Source organism: Cupriavidus sp. SIMBA_020, from assembly GCF_046535395.1.
Lineage (GTDB): Bacteria > Pseudomonadota > Gammaproteobacteria > Burkholderiales > Burkholderiaceae > Cupriavidus > Cupriavidus campinensis.
Window position 1 is genome coordinate 36873 of record NZ_JAWRWU010000020.1, and the last position, 16835, is coordinate 53707.

14 protein-coding genes and 1 pseudogene are annotated in these 16835 nt (G+C 67.2%); 3 read left to right on the forward strand and 12 right to left on the reverse strand.

The genetic code is table 11. The features are described 5' to 3' along the window. Window positions 1-4: 4 nt before the first annotated feature. The 5 genes from SB751_RS26290 to SB751_RS26310 all read right to left on the reverse strand — a co-directional run bounded on the left by SB751_RS26290 (window position 5) and on the right by SB751_RS26310 (window position 6640). On the reverse strand, window positions 5-1774 hold the full coding sequence (locus SB751_RS26290; protein WP_144202699.1) for a diguanylate cyclase: 1770 nt from the start codon (window positions 1772-1774) through the stop codon (window positions 5-7). A 154-nt stretch (window positions 1775-1928) separates the two neighbouring features. Beyond that, on the reverse strand, window positions 1929-3122 hold the full coding sequence (locus SB751_RS26295; protein WP_144202701.1) for an MFS transporter: 1194 nt from the start codon (window positions 3120-3122) through the stop codon (window positions 1929-1931). A 63-nt stretch (window positions 3123-3185) separates the two neighbouring features. Then, complete coding sequence (gene dinB / locus SB751_RS26300; protein WP_144202703.1) at window positions 3186-4364, reverse strand: DNA polymerase IV; 1179 nt, start codon at window positions 4362-4364, stop codon at window positions 3186-3188. A 123-nt stretch (window positions 4365-4487) separates the two neighbouring features. Continuing rightward, the gene (gene rarD, locus SB751_RS26305) at window positions 4488-5390 is read right to left on the reverse strand and encodes an EamA family transporter RarD (protein ID WP_211943808.1); all 903 of its coding nucleotides are present in this window, start codon (window positions 5388-5390) and stop codon (window positions 4488-4490) included. 110 nt (window positions 5391-5500) lie between these two features. After that, the gene (locus SB751_RS26310) at window positions 5501-6640 is read right to left on the reverse strand and encodes a TRAP transporter substrate-binding protein (protein WP_144202708.1); all 1140 of its coding nucleotides are present in this window, start codon (window positions 6638-6640) and stop codon (window positions 5501-5503) included. Between the two features lie 939 nt (window positions 6641-7579). Here SB751_RS26310 and SB751_RS26315 point away from each other — a divergent pair. Continuing rightward, window positions 7580-8620 (forward strand): annotated as a pseudogene (locus SB751_RS26315) (carbohydrate porin); the annotation flags it as partial. Here SB751_RS26315 and SB751_RS26320 read toward each other — a convergent pair. From SB751_RS26320 to SB751_RS26330, 3 genes are all read right to left on the reverse strand, one after another. Continuing rightward, window positions 8564-9412: an aquaporin gene (locus tag SB751_RS26320; protein ID WP_186296976.1), complete on the reverse strand. Its 849-nt coding sequence runs from the start codon at window positions 9410-9412 to the stop codon at window positions 8564-8566. The pseudogene SB751_RS26315 and the gene SB751_RS26320 sit on opposite strands and share 57 nt — an antisense overlap. 171 nt (window positions 9413-9583) lie before the next feature. Then, entirely contained in the window at window positions 9584-10564 is a 981-nt protein-coding gene (locus SB751_RS26325; protein WP_410748711.1) for a DUF2272 domain-containing protein, read from the reverse strand. Between the two features lie 241 nt (window positions 10565-10805). Beyond that, window positions 10806-11084: an HU family DNA-binding protein gene (locus tag SB751_RS26330; RefSeq protein WP_092290955.1), complete on the reverse strand. Its 279-nt coding sequence runs from the start codon at window positions 11082-11084 to the stop codon at window positions 10806-10808. Window positions 11085-11924: 840 nt separating this feature from the next. Between SB751_RS26330 and SB751_RS26335 the strand changes: the two genes are divergently transcribed. Beyond that, window positions 11925-12422: an SET domain-containing protein gene (locus SB751_RS26335; protein ID WP_144202715.1), complete on the forward strand. Its 498-nt coding sequence runs from the start codon at window positions 11925-11927 to the stop codon at window positions 12420-12422. Window positions 12423-12435: 13 nt separating this feature from the next. On the opposite strand, the gene SB751_RS26340 is transcribed toward SB751_RS26335, so the two are convergent. The 4 genes from SB751_RS26340 to phhA form a co-directional block, all read right to left on the reverse strand. Continuing rightward, a complete protein-coding gene (locus SB751_RS26340) occupies window positions 12436-14139 on the reverse strand; it encodes a sensor histidine kinase (protein ID WP_144202717.1) in 1704 nt (567 codons plus the stop codon). Beyond that, window positions 14078-14782 carry a response regulator transcription factor gene (locus SB751_RS26345; protein ID WP_092290948.1) on the reverse strand — a complete coding sequence of 235 codons (705 nt, stop codon included), beginning with the start codon at window positions 14780-14782 and terminating at the stop codon, window positions 14078-14080. Before SB751_RS26345 ends, SB751_RS26340 begins: the two co-directional genes overlap by 62 nt. A 110-nt stretch (window positions 14783-14892) precedes the next feature. Continuing rightward, window positions 14893-15231 (reverse strand): 4a-hydroxytetrahydrobiopterin dehydratase, encoded by a 339-nt coding sequence (locus SB751_RS26350; RefSeq protein ID WP_281287561.1) that lies wholly within the window; start codon window positions 15229-15231, stop codon window positions 14893-14895. Between the two features lie 7 nt (window positions 15232-15238). Further along, on the reverse strand, window positions 15239-16162 hold the full coding sequence (gene phhA / locus SB751_RS26355) for a phenylalanine 4-monooxygenase (RefSeq protein WP_144202719.1): 924 nt from the start codon (window positions 16160-16162) through the stop codon (window positions 15239-15241). 141 nt (window positions 16163-16303) lie between these two features. Here phhA and SB751_RS26360 point away from each other — a divergent pair, with 141 nt between their 5' ends. Continuing rightward, window positions 16304-16783 (forward strand): Lrp/AsnC family transcriptional regulator, encoded by a 480-nt coding sequence (locus SB751_RS26360; protein WP_144202722.1) that lies wholly within the window; start codon window positions 16304-16306, stop codon window positions 16781-16783. Window positions 16784-16835 lie beyond the last annotated feature (52 nt).

A 16835-nucleotide genomic window follows, 5' to 3' on the forward strand; every position in this document is an offset into this window, starting at 1 on the left:
CACCTCACCCCGCAACCGGCGGTGCCTCTGCATTGCCGGCCCGCGCATCCTCCGCGCAAACCCGGTTTCGCCCCGTTGCCTTGGCGGCATAAAGACGGCGGTCGGCCGTCGCCAGCATGGCATCGAGTGTCTGGCCCCCGTCGCTCCCGGCTTCGGCCACGCCTATCGACACCGTGAAGCGGATGCGCGCCCCGGGGTCGCCCTGCGTGGCTGACGTGGGCGCGTCCGGGGCGGGCTCCACCGGGATCGCGGCCAGGGTCACGCGCAGCCGTTCGGCGCTGGCCCTGGCCTCGGCCAGGGTGGCGCCGGGCATCAACACGGCGAATTCCTCGCCACCCAGACGAGCCGGCACATCCATCGCGCGCATGTTTTCGCGCAGTGCCGTGGCCAGGCGCTGAAGCACATGGTCGCCGCTGGCATGGCCCCAGCGGTCGTTCACCTTCTTGAAATAGTCGATGTCGAGCATCAGCATCGACAGCGCGCTGCCGTCGCGCTCGCGCCGCGCCGCCGCCTGTGCGAACTGGTCGCCGAAATGGCGCCGGTTGGCGAGGTCCGTCAGCGGATCGCGCTCGGCCAGTTGCTGGAGCTTGTGGCCCAGCGCGAGGTAGTAGCTGAAGAGCAGCGAGACCAGCCTCACCGAGATCCACATCAGCAGCGGCAGCGCGATCCATACGTACAGCAGGGGCTTGCTGATGCGCGAGAAGACTTCGCCGTATAGCTGGGCGGTCGAGACTGCCTCCAGCAGCATCCACTGGCCGGTGCCCAGCCGCTGGTAGAACAGATAGCCGCCCTCGCCCTTGCGCATGCCGGGGCCGTCGGTGGCGAACAGCGTCTGCGGCCCCACGTCGTGCCACGCGTCGCCCAGCACGTCAGGCCAGCGCAGGTCCGTGCTCGGGTGGTCATGGTTTGCCGCGATCAGCCGGCCGGCGCTGTCCATCAGGTAGCGGTTCAGGGCCGGGGAGTCGTCGCTCGGCGCGCCGAGCAGCGCCTGGATGTGCTTCAGCGAGACATCCACCGCTACCACGCCGCGAAAGCGCGCCTCCACATAGATCGGCACGCTCAGCGTGGTGCGCAGCTCGGTGCTTTCGAACTGGCGATAAGGCGGCGCCCAGCGCAGTTGCTGGCCCGGATTACGGTCGGGCAGGAGGTCGCGGTAGTAGGGCATGCTCGCGAAGCGTTGCAGCAACGCGGGCGCCTTGTCGGCCGGCACCGCGGGGTAGGTCACGAAGAAGCCGTTGCTGGAAATGAACGTGACCGAGTTGCGAATCTCGTCCACGCCCATGGTCAGCCCCAGCACGTGGCTCAGCTGGCGTGCGGCGAAGAGGTCGGCGCGCAGGTCGTCCACGCGGCGCTCGAAGCCGGGCAGGCCGGCCAGGGTCTGCGGTGATACGCCGACCACGGGGGCATCGCCGAGCGGGACTTCCATCTGCCAGATCGGCGCGTTGCGCGCGGCGAAAGCCCGTTCGATGGCGGGGTCCGAGACACCAACTGCCGGCACGGCCTCCATCCGCATCAACTGCCGCGCGTAGTCGCGCACAAACGACAGCCGGAAGCGCTCCGACGACACCGCAGCCTCCAGCCCCATCGCGCGCAGCGCGAGATTGTGCTGATGGCTGGCAATCACGCGCTCACGCAGCGTGTAGAGGTCGCGCAGGCCAACGGCGAGCGTCAGCGCCAGCACGAGGCTGAAACACCAGATCACGACCCGCTGCGGGCGCATGACCGCCGCGCGCGGTAGCCATCGCGGTCGCGGCACCAGTTTGCGCCATGGCATCGGGGGCCTCCGGGCAAGTCCCGCGTTAGCGGGCACTGCAACGAAACTGTGACGATCGAGGACAACGCTCGGCCAGTGTAGTGCAGCAAACGGGACTTCGGGAGGGGGTGGCGCGGTCAGCGCGCCGGGCTCAGTGCCGGGCTTGGTGTCGAATTCAGTGCCGGTCGGTCCGGAAGTAGAGCAGGGCGAGCGCCGGCAGCGCGAAGCCGATCCAGCTTGCCAGCGGCCAGCCGCCGCGCGCAAAGGCCCAGGCGCCCAGCCACGAGCCCGTGGCGCCGCCGAGGAAGAAAATCGCCATATACAGGCCGTTCAGCCGGCTGCGGTGCTCGGCCGAGAGCGTGAAGATGGCGCGCTGGCCGACCACCAGGTTCGCCGACACGCCGAAGTCGAGCAGGATGGCCGCCACGGTCAGCGCCAGCAGCGAGGTCATCGACCCCTCCGCGCCCACCCGGCTCAGCAGGAACGACCCGGCGCCGATGGCCAGCGCGATGGCGGTCATCTGGCGGCTGTGGCCCCGGTCTGCATAGCGGCCGGCCATCGGCGCGGCGATGGCGCCGGCCACGCCAACCAGCGCGAACACGGCGATGCCGGTCTGCGACATGCGGAACGCGGGCCCGGCCAGGTACAGCGGGACGGTGGTCCAGAACAGGCTGAAGACGCCGAACATGCTGGCCTGGTACAGCGCGCGCCGGCGCAGCACGGGCTGGGTACGGAGCAGGTGCGCCATCGACGCCAGCATCTGGCCGTAACTCACGCCCCGCGCTGGCTGGCGGCGCGGCAGCTTGCGCGCGAGCACCAGTGCCAGCAGCACCATGGCCACCGCCGAGACCGCGAAGATGGTGTGCCAGCCGCCCGTCAGGCCGGCCATCAGGCTCGACACCGGCCGCGCCAACATGATTCCCATCAGCAGCCCGCTGGTGACGTTGCCGACCACGCGACCCCGGATATGGTCCGGAGCGAGGTGCGCCGCAAACGGCACCAGCACCTGCACCGCCACCGAGCACAGGCCGATGGCGCAGCCTGCCACCAGGAACACGCTGGCGTGGGTGGCCAGCGCCGCCGCCGTCAGCGCCACGGCACAGCCGCCGATCAGCGTCAGGATCAGCTTGCGGTTCTCGACCAGGTCCCCCAGCGGCACCAGTAGCACCAGTCCCACGCAGTAGCCCATCTGGGTCAGCGTGACGATCAGCCCGGCAATCTCGGGCGAGAGGTGGAGCGACCGGGCGATCGGGCCGATCAGCGGCTGGGCGTAGTAGAGATTGGCGACGATCATGCCGCAAGCCGTGGCCAGCAGCGGCGTGATCCAGGTGGCGGGCGCGGCGGCGCGCTCGGTGGCGGAGGTGGTCATGGGGACGCCTTCTTGCTCGAAGCCGCCGATTCTACGGGGAGATAGATAGATGCGCTGGAAGGGTCATTCCCGTGCATCCGGCCGCTCGTCCTCGAAGCGGAACTCCTCCTGCACCGGCGCCGGGTCATCGCCCTGTTCGTCCGCCGGGATCAGGGCGCTCACGCGCACGCCGAGCAGCCGGATGCGCCGTTCGAGCGGAATCCGCTTCAGGCATTCCGTGGCGCCGCGCCGGATCGCCGCGCCATCGGCGGTATGGGCCGGCATGGTCAGGTCGCGCGTGACGGTGCGGAAATCGTCAAAGCGCAGCTTGATGCCCACCGTGCGGCCCACATAGCCCTTGCGGCGCAGGTCCTCGCCCACGCGCATGCAGAGCCTGGTGAACGATTCGGACAGCAGCGGACGGTCCACGCGCGGGTGCAGGTCGCGCTCGAAGGTGGTTTCGCGGCTCATCGACTTCGGCTCGGAACTGACCACCACCGGGCGGTCGTCGCGCCCATGGGCCACCTCGATCAGCCAGCCCGCGTAGTTGCGGCCGAAGTGGGTCTGGAGCACGCCCTGGTCGGCCTCGGCCAGGTCGCCCACGGTTTCGATGCCGATACCGGCCAGCTTCTCGGCCGCCTTCGGCCCAATCCCGTTGACCTTGCGCGCCGCGAGTGGCCAGATGCGGCGGGGGATGTCGGCCGGGGTGAGCAGGGTCAGGCCGTCCGGCTTGTCGAGTTCGGACCCGATCTTCGCTAGCAGCTTGTTGGGTGCCACGCAGATGGAGCAGGTCAGGCCGGTGGCCTCGCTGACGGCCGCCTTGATGCGCGCGGCCACCTCGGCCGGCTCGCCGGGCACCTCGGTCAGATCGATATAGATCTCGTCGATGCCGCGGTCTTCCACCTGCTCGGTGAAAGTGCGCACGGCGGCCTTGAACAGGCCCGAGTAGCGGCGGTAGGCATCGAAATCGGTCGGCAGCAGGATGGCGTCTGGCGCCAGCTTGGCGGCCTTCATCATGCCCATGGCCGAGAACACGCCCAGCGCGCGGGCTTCGTAGGTGGAAGTGGTGACGACGCCACGCCCCACGTAGTCGCGCAGGCGGGCATAGCGGCGCGAGCCATCGGGCAGCGTCTCCGGCACGGCATTGCGGCCGCCGCCGATGACCACCGCCTGGCCGCGCAGGTCGGGATAACGGAGCAATTCGACGGACGCATAGAAGGCGTCCATGTCGAGGTGGGCGATGCGCCGGACGGGGCTGGACATGGCGAATGGGGGCGTGCGTGTCGTCGATACTGTATAAACGTACAGTATAGTGCGTCGGCCCTCGCGTGCCGAGAGGGGGGTTAGCCCGATATTCCCCAGACGAATTGATCCATCGATTTACACCTACGCTTCATTTGTCGCCCTGATGGATTTGAGGGAATTGCGGCGGGAAACCCACACCCCTTCGAGCGCGTAGATCAGCAGCGATACCCAGATCAGCGCATAGCCGAGCTGCTTCTGGGCCGGGAACGGCTCGTGCCACAGCCAGATGCCGAGCAGCAGCTGGAGCGTCGGGCCGGTGTACTGGAGCAGGCCGAGCAGCGAGAGCGGAATCCGGCGCGCGCCGGCGGCAAAGAACAGCAGCGGCACCGCCGTGATCGGGCCGGCCAGCAGCAGCAGGACCTGCGTACCCGGTGCTGCGCTGCGGAAGGTGTCCTGGCCGGTGAAGACAATCACGCCCAGCGCGGTGGCCGCGATCGGGAACAGCAGCAGCGTCTCCAGCGACAAGCCCTCCAGGGCGCCCAGCGCCCCGGTCTTGCGCAGCAGCCCGTAGCCGCCGAACGACGCCGCCAGCGCCAGCGCGATCCACGGCAGTTGCCCGGCGCTCACGGTCAGCCACACCACGCCCCCCGCCGCGATGGCGATGGACAGCCACTGCCCCGGCCGCAGCCGCTCGTGCAGGAACAGCACGCCCAGCAGCACGCTGAACAGCGGATTGATGAAGTAGCCCAGGCTCGCATCGACCACGCGGTCGGCCGACACCGCCCAGATATAGAGGAACCAGTTGGCGCAGAGCAGGGCGGCGCTCGCCGCGAAGCCGAGGATCAGGCGCGGATTGCCCGCGACCTCGCGCAGCCAGCCAAAATGCCGCCGCCAGAGCAGGATTGCGCCCAGGAAGACCAGCGACCACACCATCCGGTGCAGCAGGATCTCGAGCGGCGCCACGCCGTGGAGGGATTTGATATAGAGGGGCAGCAGGCCCCAGATGACGTACGCGAGCAGCGCGTAGAAGATGCCGAGTTGCATGGGAGTGTCCGGTAGGTGCGCGGATTCTACCGGGACGCCGCAATTGGCGTTGAGACTCGCCTCCCCCGGGTGGGAGAGGCGATGGCATCACATCAGATCACCGCAATGCCTTACAGCTTGCGGGAGAAGCTGAACTGCGCGAAGCCCTGCTCGGCCACGTTGAACCAGGCGGCCTCGTTGTTGCGGAACACGCGCCAGTCGTCATAGATCTTCTTGAACGACGGGTTCTTGGCGGTTTCCTCGGCGTACGCGTCCTGCGTGGCCTTGAAGCACGCCTCCATGATCTCCTTCGAGAACGGGCGCAGTTTCACGCCGTTCTCCAGCAGACGGGCCAGCGCCTGCGGATTCACGGTGTCGTACTTGGCCATCATGTTGGTGTGAGCCTCGATGGTGGCCGTCTCCAACGCGCGCTTGTACAGCGCCGGCAGCTTCTCGAACTCCGGTGCGGAGGCGTAGAACGACAGCTGGGCGCTGCCTTCCCACCAGCCCGGATAGTAGTAGTACGGCGCCACCTTGTAGAAGCCGAGCTTCTCGTCGTCATACGGGCCCACCCACTCGGCCGCGTCGATGGTGCCCTTTTCCAGTGCCGGGTAGATGTCGCCCCCGGCAATCTGCTGCGGCACCACGCCCAGGCGCTGCAGCACCACGCCGGCAAACCCGGCGATGCGGTACTTCAGGCCCTGCAGATCCGCCACGGTCTTGATTTCCTTGCGGAACCAGCCGCCCATCTGGGCATTGGTGTTGCCGCCCATGAAGTTGACGACGTTGTATTCCTTGAAGAACTCGCGCATCAGCTTCATGCCGTTGCCCTGCATCATCCAGGCGGTCTGCTGGCGCGCGGTCAGGCCGAACGGGACGGTGGTGTCGAAGCACAGCGTCGGGTTCTTGCCGAAGTAGTAGTAGCCGGCCGTGTGGCCGATCTGCACGGTCTGGTTCTGCACGGCGTCCAGCACCTGCAGGCCCGGCACGATTTCACCGGCGGCGAACACCTTGATGTTGAACTTGCCGTCGGTCAGCTCCTTCACACGCTGGGACAGCAGTTCGGCAGCGCCGTAGATGGTGTCCAGCGACTTCGGGAAGCTCGATGCCAGGCGCCATTCCACCGCCGGGTTGCTGCCGACCACGGCCGGCGCAGCCGGTGCGCTGGCCGACGCCGCGGGCGCGGCGGGTTTGTCTTCCTTGCCGCACGCGGCCAGGGCCCCCGTAGCGGCCACAGCCGATGCTTTCAACAGGAAGGAACGACGTTCCATGACATCTCCTCTTATAGATATATGTGCGTTGACTGCCCCACCCATAGGACAAGTCCAAAACAGCCGGTCGATTATAGCGGTGGCGTTTTGCGCACGACCACACTCCAGACTGCGGGTTTTCGCTAGGGATTCGCACTTCTGCAACGGTTTACGGAGAGACTGGCGCGCTGCCTCGCGGTGGCGCGAGGTGATCTTTTCGCAATGTGAGATGCCGCACGGTTTGATGGATTTTGTAACCCGTCTTGCGGTCAAAAAGTTCGCCTGTTAAAAAACGGAGCCCCCATCGGGCGCTCCGCGCGCCGTCACCGCCTCATGCTGCTGCCTGTACCCCGATTCGCTCGCCTGCGTTCCCGCCGTCTCACGTTTGCCGTCATGGCAGCCTGGGGCATGGTTGCCTGCGCGCAGACCGGCAATCAAGTGGCGGCACCGCCACAAATATCGGCCAGCACGGTGCCGTCGACGGCCACGGCGTCGAATTCGGCCCCGGCGAGCGGTCCTACCGCTGCGCCCGTGGCTGCCGCCGCGCCGGCGACTGACCCGCTGTACGACCTGATCCAGCCCACCATCGCCCCGGGCGCGAGCAAGCCTGCCGATGTGACGAATGCGACGGATCCGACGAATGGGGCGAATGAGGCGAATTCGGCACCCGCCGACGCCCCGGCAACCGTCACGGCGGAGAACACCGTGGACCCCGACTTCGTCGGTCCGCCCGAATCCGCCGCCGCCCCGCCGCCCCCGCCACCGCCGCTGGTCCTGTTCCCGCATCGGCTGGGTGAATTCCCGGCGCAGGCGGTCCAGCCGGCACGCGCGACTGCCGCCGATGGGACGAACGCCGGCGATCAAGTCGATACCGCTGAAGCGGGTACGGTTTCCGATGCGCCTCCGGTGCTCCGCTCCCAGTTGCCGGCCGAGGATCTCGCTGGCGACACGGTATGGCGCATGGGCTACAGCGGCCGCGCGGCGGTCGAGGACCGCGCCAGTACGCAGCGCGCCTGCCCCGGCGGCGGCACGCCGTCGGTCGGGCTGGGGGGCGGGCTGGCCTGCACCAGCACCGGCGAGGTGAAGATCCGCGAATCGCTGGCCGACATCGGCGGCGGCACCCAGGTCCAGCTCGTGGCGCAGGCCAAGGGCACCAACGCCACCTCGGTCAACGGCAACGCCGCCGCCGTGGACCCTTACGCGCTGGTGCCGCAGTTCTATACCGCCGTCACCGGCCTCTCGGGCGTGTCCGTGCTCGATGGCGCCAGCGTCTGGGCCGGCCGGCGCGAGAGCAACCCGTTCCTGATGTCGTCCGGCCTGCTGCCGCCCAACTCGCCCTCGATGCGGTTTGGGGTGGATAACGCCAAGCTGGGCGATTTCGGACTCAGTTATCAATACACCGCACGTAACGATCTGAACGGCGCCCATCTGCCCAGCTATCACAGCCTGCGCAGCGCCCCGATCGACACCAATGACAAGGGCAATATCCAGTTGGGCTTCACGCGCGTGGAACCGCTCTCGGCCATGGAGGACACCGGCAGCGCCTGGTGGGCCTCGGCCATGCACGAGCAGAAGGGCGTGCTGATGGGCACCAACCGGCTGGGCGTGCAGTATGGACAGGGGGCGCGGATGGCCATGACCGGCTACACGGGCATGGGCGCATCGCTCTCGCGCGTGCGCGTGGCGGAATCGATGGAGTGGAAGGGCCGCTCGGGCATCGGCGGCTCGGTGGAATCGAGCCTGCAGCTGGACCGCTCGCCGGTTGGCACGCTGCAATGGGCGGCCACGCGCTTCCGTCCGGCCTATGTGGCCAACGACCAGTTCCGGCTCAACTTCGAGGTCGCGCACGACCAGATCTCGTCCGGGTTTGGCGTGGGTGGCCAGCGCACCGCGCTGACCGTGGCGCCGACCTTCACGCTCGGCAAGTCCACCGGCAACGCCAACCTACGCGCGTTCTACACCTACAGCCGCGCCAGCGACGTCGATGGCATCACGTTCGCCACGCCCGCCGAAGCCTGGGCCACGCAGACCAGCGGCTCGATCTTCGGCGTGCAGCTCAACCGCCGCTGGTAACAGGCCCTCGACCGGACACTCTGCCGGATACTCAGCCGGGCACAGCCACTGGAACAGCCGGGTGGCGACCAGCGCGCCGCCGATTTGCGCCAGCACGAAAGCCGGCACATCGCCCGGACGAATTCCTGTGAACGTATCGGTCAGCGCACACGCCAGCGTCAGCGCCGGATTGGCGAATGACGTCGAGGACGTGAACCAGTATCCCGCCGTGATATAGCCGGCCACGACAAACGGCACGCTGGCGGGCCGGGTACGCGCGGTGGCCATTGCCAGTCCGACCAGGCCGAAAGTGGCCAGGCACTCGCTCCACCACATTCCTCCGCCGGTACGCACCTGCGTGGACATCTCCAGCACGGGCAAGCCGAACATCGCATGGGCCGCCATCGCGCCGGCCACGGCGCCGGTGCTTTGCGCCATGCCATAGGGCAGCGCCTCGCGCGCCGTCAGGCGGCCTTGCAGCCAGGCGGACAGGCTGGCCACCGGGTTCAGGTGCCCGCCAGAGATCGATCCAAACGAAACCAGCAGCGCCAGCAGACCCGCGCCGGTGGCCAGCGCGTTGCAGAGCAGCGCCAACGCGGTATCGCCATCGGCCAGCCGTTCCGCGCGGATGCCGGAGCCGACCACGATGGCGACCAGCAAGGCCGTGCCGATCCCTTCGGCCACCAGCCGGCGGGCGAGGGTGGGCAGGGACGGCAGAGGGCTGGGAGGCAGGCGGCGCATCGCGGCAGGCGGGATAAAGAGGGACCGCGCAGTGTTCCGCGTCGGCGCCTGCCGATCAACGCGTGGCAGCGATGGTGTGAATGAACCGTGGGTTTGGAATGGGGGCCGATGGCCTAATCATTCATAGGACAGATGAATCTACGTGGAATTTTATCCGCGTGATTCGTCCCATCACTGCAAATCGTTCCGCATCACCAGCAGCCACGGCATGTGGGAGTTGGTGAAGGCGTCGAGCTGGCCGGCATCGTTGAGGTCGATCTCGCTCATGGTCACCGACTGCTGCACATTGCCGCCGATAGCCCGCACCACGCGCGCGGCGGGGTCCACGGCCACGACGATATCGCAATGCATCGGCGTGGTGCCGAAGCCGATCTCGGACAGATTCTCGAGGTACTTGTCACGCCCGCGCGGCGCGCAGATGACATCGCCGGGGCGCGGCAGCGCCGGCATCGGCTCGATATGGAAGGCTGGGCGCGGCAGCTTGCCGTCCCGCGCATCCACCACATACATCGCATGGGACTGACCGGTCAGGAACTGGTCGTTGTTGAGCCCGGCCTTGCGCATCACCCAGGAAATGAACACGGCCGACCACGCCCACGCGCCTTGCGTCACCTGGCGGCAATCGGGCGCCTCGCCCACGATGGCCCAGTAGCGTTGGGCCATCCGGCAGCCTTGCGCGGTGGCTTCCAGGCCGGTGCCATCGGGAAAGCGTATGCAATCGGTTGCATGCCCGTTCTCGTCCGTTTCATCGTCCGCCGACTGGGCGCCTTCCGGGGCGATGGGCGTAAACGGCTGGGCGGCCACCGGTGCGGGCAGGGGACTGTGCGTCACGCAGGCGGCATCGTCACGGCCAATGCGCATGGTCTGGCTGCCCCACTTGCGCCACTCCTGCATGGCGATCTCGACAATGCGCTCGCGCGGCGTGGCGCCGGGCGTGGTGATCACGCGCTCGAGGTCGGGCAACGGCACGGCCTGCGGACGCGCCGTGCGCGGCGGCGCGGCGCTGCAACCCCATAGCACGGCCACCGCGGTAAGTGTCACCGCACGCAGAAAACGCCGAGTCAGTGCCTGTGGAGAAAGCTGTGGAGCCTTGTGTGGAAAGCGCTGTGTATAACGCTGTGGAAATCTGGGTGCGAGCGGGCTGGACGGCATGGCGGGGCCACGGAGGGCGGCGCCCGAGGATCCTAGTGCTGGCCACGTCCGGACGCCATTTCGAGGAGCATTGCGGCCGCCGTCAGACGGCGCGTTGCGGCTGTGCGGTTTGCCGCGCACGGAGGCGGGAATACGGTTGTGGATAACGTCCCCCGCCTGGCGCGCACCTGCGCCGGAGACGGCGTCCGGTGGCGGCACGGCGGGGTCTTGCAAACCGGGCTGATTCATCGGCCCGCAAGCATCACTGGTTGACGGCGTCCTTGAACTTCTGGCCCGCCTTGAACTTCACGGTCTTGGCAGCTTCCACCTTGATTTCTTCGCCAGTACGCGGGTTGCGCGCCATGCGCTCGCCACGCTCGCCCTGGCTGAAGGTGCCAAAGCCGATCAGGCTCAGGGTATCGCCCTTGGCCACGGCATCCATGATCGCGGTGAGCGTCACGTTGAGTGCCTGTTCCGCCTTGGCCTTGGTCAGACCGTCCACGCCAGCTGCAATCGCGTCGATCAGTTCGGTTTTCGTCATGCTTCACTCCGTCTCGAGTTGAAAAAACACTGACGTCCTGGCCGCGCCGGCTCCGCTGGAACCCGCACCGGCAAAGACGCCGCGGGCCACATCATACCGTGTCGGGGAAGGCGCACCGGGAACAGATTGTTACGTCAGCCAATGCCAGGCCTTGGCAAGAGGGCGCGCCAGGGCGGTCTGGAAGCGGTATACGCATCACGCCGTAGGGGTCTGGAAGCGCTGAGAGCCCCTCAGAGGCGTATACGCGTCGCGCAGGGGGCCGGGGATGTATACGCGGCCAAAAGCGCCTGAGGGGCTTCCAGGGCGTCCGCGTGCCGCTGCCTGCCGCGCTGTCTGCCGGTATACGGGGAAATGAGCGCTGCTCAAATTTTCATCGACGTCCAAAACGGCCTTCCTCCAAAAGTCGGAGGGTGTCGGACGTATACCTCGCTGCGCTGCCAGCTCTCGTGCTTTCGGTTTACATCTTTCTTTTATGTATACGAATAGTAGTAGTCAATAGAGGGCGCCCGTTTCTGTGGATAACCGCGTATACATCAATCGGATCAGATGTTTACGTATACCGAAAGCACAGGGAGCGGGTGTTGGCCGGCGTGGATGACTCAACCATCCGGAGGAGGGCGGGACGTATACCTCGTCGACTTGTTCCTGCGCCATCCCCATGTCACCCCCTTGCCGCCCACACCAAACCCGCGCGCTTATCCACAGATTTTGGCCGGTTTATCCACATGGGCGGCGGTATACCGGGGGCGAAAAGGGGTGTCGCGCCGACATGGTTGGCAGGTATCATCCGGGGCGCGCCGGGTGGGCCGGCAGTCATCGGTTTGACGGGGAAACAGCGACATGTCGGAACAAGGCAAGGCAAAGAAGGCGGGCAAGAAGAAGAGCGCCAGTGACCGCATCGAGGTGCGCCAGTCAGGCGTGCACGGCAAGGGCGTATACGCGATCGGCAACATCGCCGAGGGCGAGCGCGTGATCGAGTACAAGGGCGAGCACATCTCGTGGAAAGAGGCGCTCAAGCGCCATCCGCACGATCCGGCCGACCCGAATCACACCTTCTACTTCAGCCTGGACGATGGCGACGTGATCGACGCCAAGTTCGGCGGCAACCGCGCGCGCTGGATCAACCACGCCTGCGAGCCGAACTGCGAGGCGCGCGAGAAGAAGGGCCGTGTGTTCATCCACGCGCTGCGCGATATCGCCCAGGGCGAAGAACTGTTCTATGACTATGGTCTGGTGATAGACGCGCGCTATACCAAGAAGCTGAAGAAGGAATACGAGTGCCGCTGCGGCAGCCCGAAGTGCCGGGGCACCATGCTGGCACCCAAGGAACGCAAGTAAGCAGTCGGGAAAATCAGCCGGCAGGCGTGCCGGGCGCTTCGCAGGGGATGCGGATCACAAACCGCATCGACGCGCGCCGGGGGGCCGGCTCGGCGCCCGGCGCGTCGCGCCGTTCCTCGTGATCCCCGTGGCCAGCCGCCACGGCTGACAGGGCGGACGACGGCGCCGGCGTCGGGGAGGGCGCGGGCACATCCTCGATGCGGATGGTGCCCTGGTGCAGCGAGACAATCTCATGCACGATGGCCAGCCCCAGGCCCGCGCCGCTCGGCACAGCCTGCTGCACCGCCTGGGCGCCAGGCGTGTGATCGCCCCGGAAGAAGCGCTTGAAGACCTCCTCGCGCCGCGCCGGCGCAATGCCGGGGCCGTTGTCTTCCACCATCACCACGGCCATGCCGCGATGGCCCATGGTCTCGCCGCCCGCGCGCACCGTGATGCGTCCGCCAGCCGGCACGTATTTCACCGCATTGTCGATCAGGTTGGAGAGCGCCTCGCGCATCAGCAGCCGGTTGCCGCGCACCGTGGCCGGCGCGCTGCCGGTGAAGGTGGGGCCGGGCAGGATCTCGAAGCCCAGGTCCACGCGCCGGGCCAGCGCCTGCGGCACCCATTCCGCGCCAATCTCGAAGGCCAGTTCGGCCAGATCGAAATGTTCGACCGGGCCCAGCCGCTCCAGCGACAGCCCCGGCTCCGCCCGGGCCAGCGACAGCAACTGGTTCGACAGCCGCACCGCGCGGTCGGCGGCGGTCTGCACCTCGCGCAGCGCGTGGCGGGCCACGTCGGGGGAATCGGCATCGAGCGCGCGGTCCGCATGGAGCTTCACGGCGGTCAGCGGCGTGCGCAGCTGGTGCGCGGCATCGGCGATGAACTTGCGCTGGGCGTCCAGCGCATCGCGCAGGCGCGCCAGCAGTGCATTCAGGCCGCGGATCAGCGGTTCGACCTCGGCCGGCACCTGGGTCTCGTCCAGCGCGGCCAACGAGCGCGCGGTCTGGCGGTTGAGCTTGTCGGTCAGGATCTGGAGCGGCACCAGTTCCTCCTTGAGCACGTGCGACAGGATCAGGCTGCCTACCAGTAGCAGCAGGATCAGCGGCACCGACACCGACAGCAGGATCTCGTTCGCCGCCGTCTCCCGGCGGTCTAGCAATTCGGCGACTTCCACCACGATGGGCCCGCGCGACAGCGCGCCCTCGCTACTTGTGCCGAACTCGTCCGAGGCGGGGCTCGGCAGCGTTACCGGCAGCCGCACGGCGCGTACCTGGCGGCCGCTGAACCACGCGTAGAACAGGCGCGCGTCGTGGAGCGTGGTCTGGCCCGTGCCGTAGCCGAGCCAAGTGTCCATGCCGCCGATCAGCCCGTCCGGGCCGTGGATGCGCCAGTAGATGCGGTCGGAGCCTTCGGCCTCGACCAGCGTCTGGGCGATCGTCGGAATATCTTGATCCAGGCGCGGCCCGGCGATGCGGATCTGCTGGGCGATATTGTTCGCCACGCCGTAGAGCGCGCGGTCGAAGACCTGGGTGGTGTAGTGCGCCGCGAGCCAGTAGGAGAGCGAGCCACTGACCAGCACCAGCGCGAACAGCGGCGTGGCCAGCGCGCGCAGCAGGTGGACACGCAGGCTCGGGTTCGAGGCGCGGACCTGCCGCGAACGCGCGGGGGAGGGAGAGTCAGTGTCCGCCACGAATCTGGAGCAGGTAGCCGAAGCCCCGCACGGTGACGATTTCGACATCCGCTTCCTCGAGCTTCTTGCGCACGCGGTGCACATAGACCTCGATGGCGGTGTCGCCGACGGTATCGCCGCCCTCGCCAGCCGGGTGGGCAAAGGTGGCCAGGTGGTCCTGCATCTGCGCCTTGCTCACCACGCGGCCCTGGCGCTGGAGCAGCAACTCCAGCACCGCGAACTCGCGCGGCGACAGCTCCAGCGGCTTGCCATCGACGAACATGCGGCGGTCGTTGCCGGACAGCCGCAGGCGGCCCAGGCGCACGTCGCGCTCGGGCGCGGCCTCGCCATGCTGGCTGCGGCGCAGCAGCACGCGCACGCGCGCTTCCAGCTCGGGCAGCGCGAAGGGCTTGACGAGGTAATCGTCGGCGCCGGCGTTGAGGCCGGACAGCTTGTCTTCGAGTTCGTCGCGGGCGGTAAGGATGATGACCGGCGTGGTGCGGTTGCGGGCGCGGTAGCGGGCCAGCAGCGTCATGCCGTCGATGCCGGGCAGGCCCAGGTCGAGGATGACGAGGTCGTGCTGCTCGCGCAGCAGGTGATCCGTGGCATACACGCCGTCATGGACCACGCGTACCTGGTGGCCGGCGCGGGTCAGGCCCGCCTCCACGCCACTGGCGATTTGACGGTCGTCCTCGATCAGCAGGATACGCATGGCAGGGGGCTCGGCGGCGTTGTGGGGCAATGCCGCCGATTGTACAGGGCAGCCCCACGCGCTGCCTTTCAGTTGCCCTTCAGCGGGCAGCAGTTATCTATAGCGTGACTTCAACGCGCCGGCGGGCCGCTGAAGGCCTGCTCGATGAAGCGCGCCAGATCGATATCGCGCTGGGTCAGGCCGTTGGCGTCGTGGGTGGACAGGGTGATGTCCACCCGGTTGTAGACGTTGAACCATTCGGGATGGTGATCGACCTTGTCGGCATGCAGCGCCACGCGCGTCATGAAGCCGAACGCCGCGTTGAAATCGGCGAACTTGAAGGATTTGTGAATGGCGTCGCGGTCCTGGACCGGGGTCCAGCCGGGCAGCCCGGCCAGCAGGCTGGCGCGGGCGTCTTGCGAAAGAGGGGTCATGATGGCCTCGTGTTTTGAATGTTCTGCGGCGCGGATGTGGTCGTCAGATGTCGTCACTATCGGCCCAGCCCTCGCGGGTGCCGATGTTCAGCACGCGGTCGCCCTCGGCGACATCGCCGGCGCCCAGCGTCGGCAGCGCGCGCAGTTGCGGGTACAGGTCCGTGAAGTCCGGCCGCGTGGCGTCGAACAGCTGTTCGAAGCTGTCGATCACGAAGTAGGTCTTCTGGAAGGTGTCGATCCGGTACCGCGTGCGCATGATGCGGTGCAGGTCGAAGCCGATCCGGTTCGGGCTGTCCGAATCCAGACTGTAGATCGATTCGCCCTGGCTGGACAGGATGCCCGCGCCAAAGATGCGCAGCCCGGCCGGGGTCTGGATCAGGCCGAATTCCACGGTGTACCAGTACAGGCGCGCGAGCATGTCCAGCGCGCCAAGCTTGGCCGCCTTCAGGCCCCCCTTGCCGTACGCCTCCATATAGTCGGCGAAGATCGGGTTGATCAGCAGCGGCACGTGGCCGAACACATCGTGGAAGCAGTCCGGCTCCTGAAGGTAGTCCAGCTGCTCGGGCTTGCGCATCCACCAGCTGGCCGGGAAGCGCCGGTTGGCCAGGTGCTCGAAGAACACCTCGTCCGGCACCAGGCCCGGCACGGCCACCACCTGCCAGCCCGTGGCGCGCATCAGCGTCTCGTTGATCTGGTCGAATTCGGGCACGCGGTCGCGCTCCATGCCCAGCGTGGCCAGCCCTTGCAGAAACTCGTCGCAGACCCGGCCCTGCAGCATCGAGGCCTGGCGGTCGTAGAGCTTGCGCCAGATGGCGTGGTCGGTGCTGGTGTAGCGGTGCACTGGCTGGGCGATGGTGAAGTCGGGACGCAGTTCGTCGCCGGACAGCAGGCCGGCCTCGAATTGTTCCCTGAGCTTGGCGGTCATCGTGCCGGCAAAATCGGCGGTGGTGTCCGGGGTGGCGTTCATCTGTGCGTCTCCAGCGATGCGGAATTTATGCACAGTGTAGGCGTGTGGGCGTGCATTCAGGCCGCATAAACGGCTTGGTTTCGTCAGCGCATGCAGGTAACCTGCATATTTCTGATCCAAAATGCGGATTTCCTGCGCACCATGAACACTGCCAGCCTCGACCCCTACGACCTTGCCCTCCTGACTGCCTTGCAGGCGGACGGACGCTCCACCCACCATCAACTGGCGGAACGGGTGCACCTTTCGCCCAGCCAGGTCGGCCGCCGGCTGGCCAAGCTCGAAGCCGATGGCGTGATCACCGGCTACCGTGTGAATCTTTCGCCACAAGCGCTGGGGCTGGGCGTGCTGGTCTTTATTAGTGTGAAGCTGGCCCACCACGGCGATACCATCATCGAACGCTTCCGCGAGGAAATCCTGCTGCTCGAAGAAGTGCAGGAGTGCTACTCGGTGGCTGGCGAGGCCGATTACCTCGTCCGCGTGGTGGTGCCGGACCTGCCCACGCTGGCCGAGTTCACCATGAAGCGCCTGATGCGCGTGCCCGGCGTGGAGAGCGTGCGGTCCAACATCGTGCTGACCGCGCTGAAGCGCGAAGGACCGTTGCCGCTGTCACATTTGCGCTGAATCAGCCCTATCCAAAATCCAAAATGTGCAGAGGCTTGCGCTTGCCATCCGC

Excerpts from the sequence above, each read along its gene's own strand:
- SB751_RS26290 (WP_144202699.1), bottom strand. The coding sequence starts at position 1,774 with ATGCCATGGCGCAAACTGGTGCCGCGACCGCGATGGCTACCGCGCGCG.
- SB751_RS26295 (WP_144202701.1), bottom strand. The coding sequence starts at position 3,122 with ATGACCACCTCCGCCACCGAGCGCGCCGCCGCGCCCGCCACCTGGATC.
- dinB (WP_144202703.1), bottom strand. The coding sequence starts at position 4,364 with ATGTCCAGCCCCGTCCGGCGCATCGCCCACCTCGACATGGACGCCTTC.
- rarD (WP_211943808.1), bottom strand. The coding sequence starts at position 5,390 with ATGCAACTCGGCATCTTCTACGCGCTGCTCGCGTACGTCATCTGGGGC.
- SB751_RS26310 (WP_144202708.1), bottom strand. The coding sequence starts at position 6,640 with ATGGAACGTCGTTCCTTCCTGTTGAAAGCATCGGCTGTGGCCGCTACG.
- SB751_RS26320 (WP_186296976.1), bottom strand. The coding sequence starts at position 9,412 with ATGCGCCGCCTGCCTCCCAGCCCTCTGCCGTCCCTGCCCACCCTCGCC.
- SB751_RS26325 (WP_410748711.1), bottom strand. The coding sequence starts at position 10,564 with ATGCCGTCCAGCCCGCTCGCACCCAGATTTCCACAGCGTTATACACAG.
- SB751_RS26330 (WP_092290955.1), bottom strand. The coding sequence starts at position 11,084 with ATGACGAAAACCGAACTGATCGACGCGATTGCAGCTGGCGTGGACGGT.
- SB751_RS26335 (WP_144202715.1), top strand. The coding sequence starts at position 11,925 with ATGTCGGAACAAGGCAAGGCAAAGAAGGCGGGCAAGAAGAAGAGCGCC.
- SB751_RS26340 (WP_144202717.1), bottom strand. The coding sequence starts at position 14,139 with ATGTCGAAATCGTCACCGTGCGGGGCTTCGGCTACCTGCTCCAGATTC.
- SB751_RS26345 (WP_092290948.1), bottom strand. The coding sequence starts at position 14,782 with ATGCGTATCCTGCTGATCGAGGACGACCGTCAAATCGCCAGTGGCGTG.
- phhA (WP_144202719.1), bottom strand. The coding sequence starts at position 16,162 with ATGAACGCCACCCCGGACACCACCGCCGATTTTGCCGGCACGATGACC.
- SB751_RS26360 (WP_144202722.1), top strand. The coding sequence starts at position 16,304 with ATGAACACTGCCAGCCTCGACCCCTACGACCTTGCCCTCCTGACTGCC.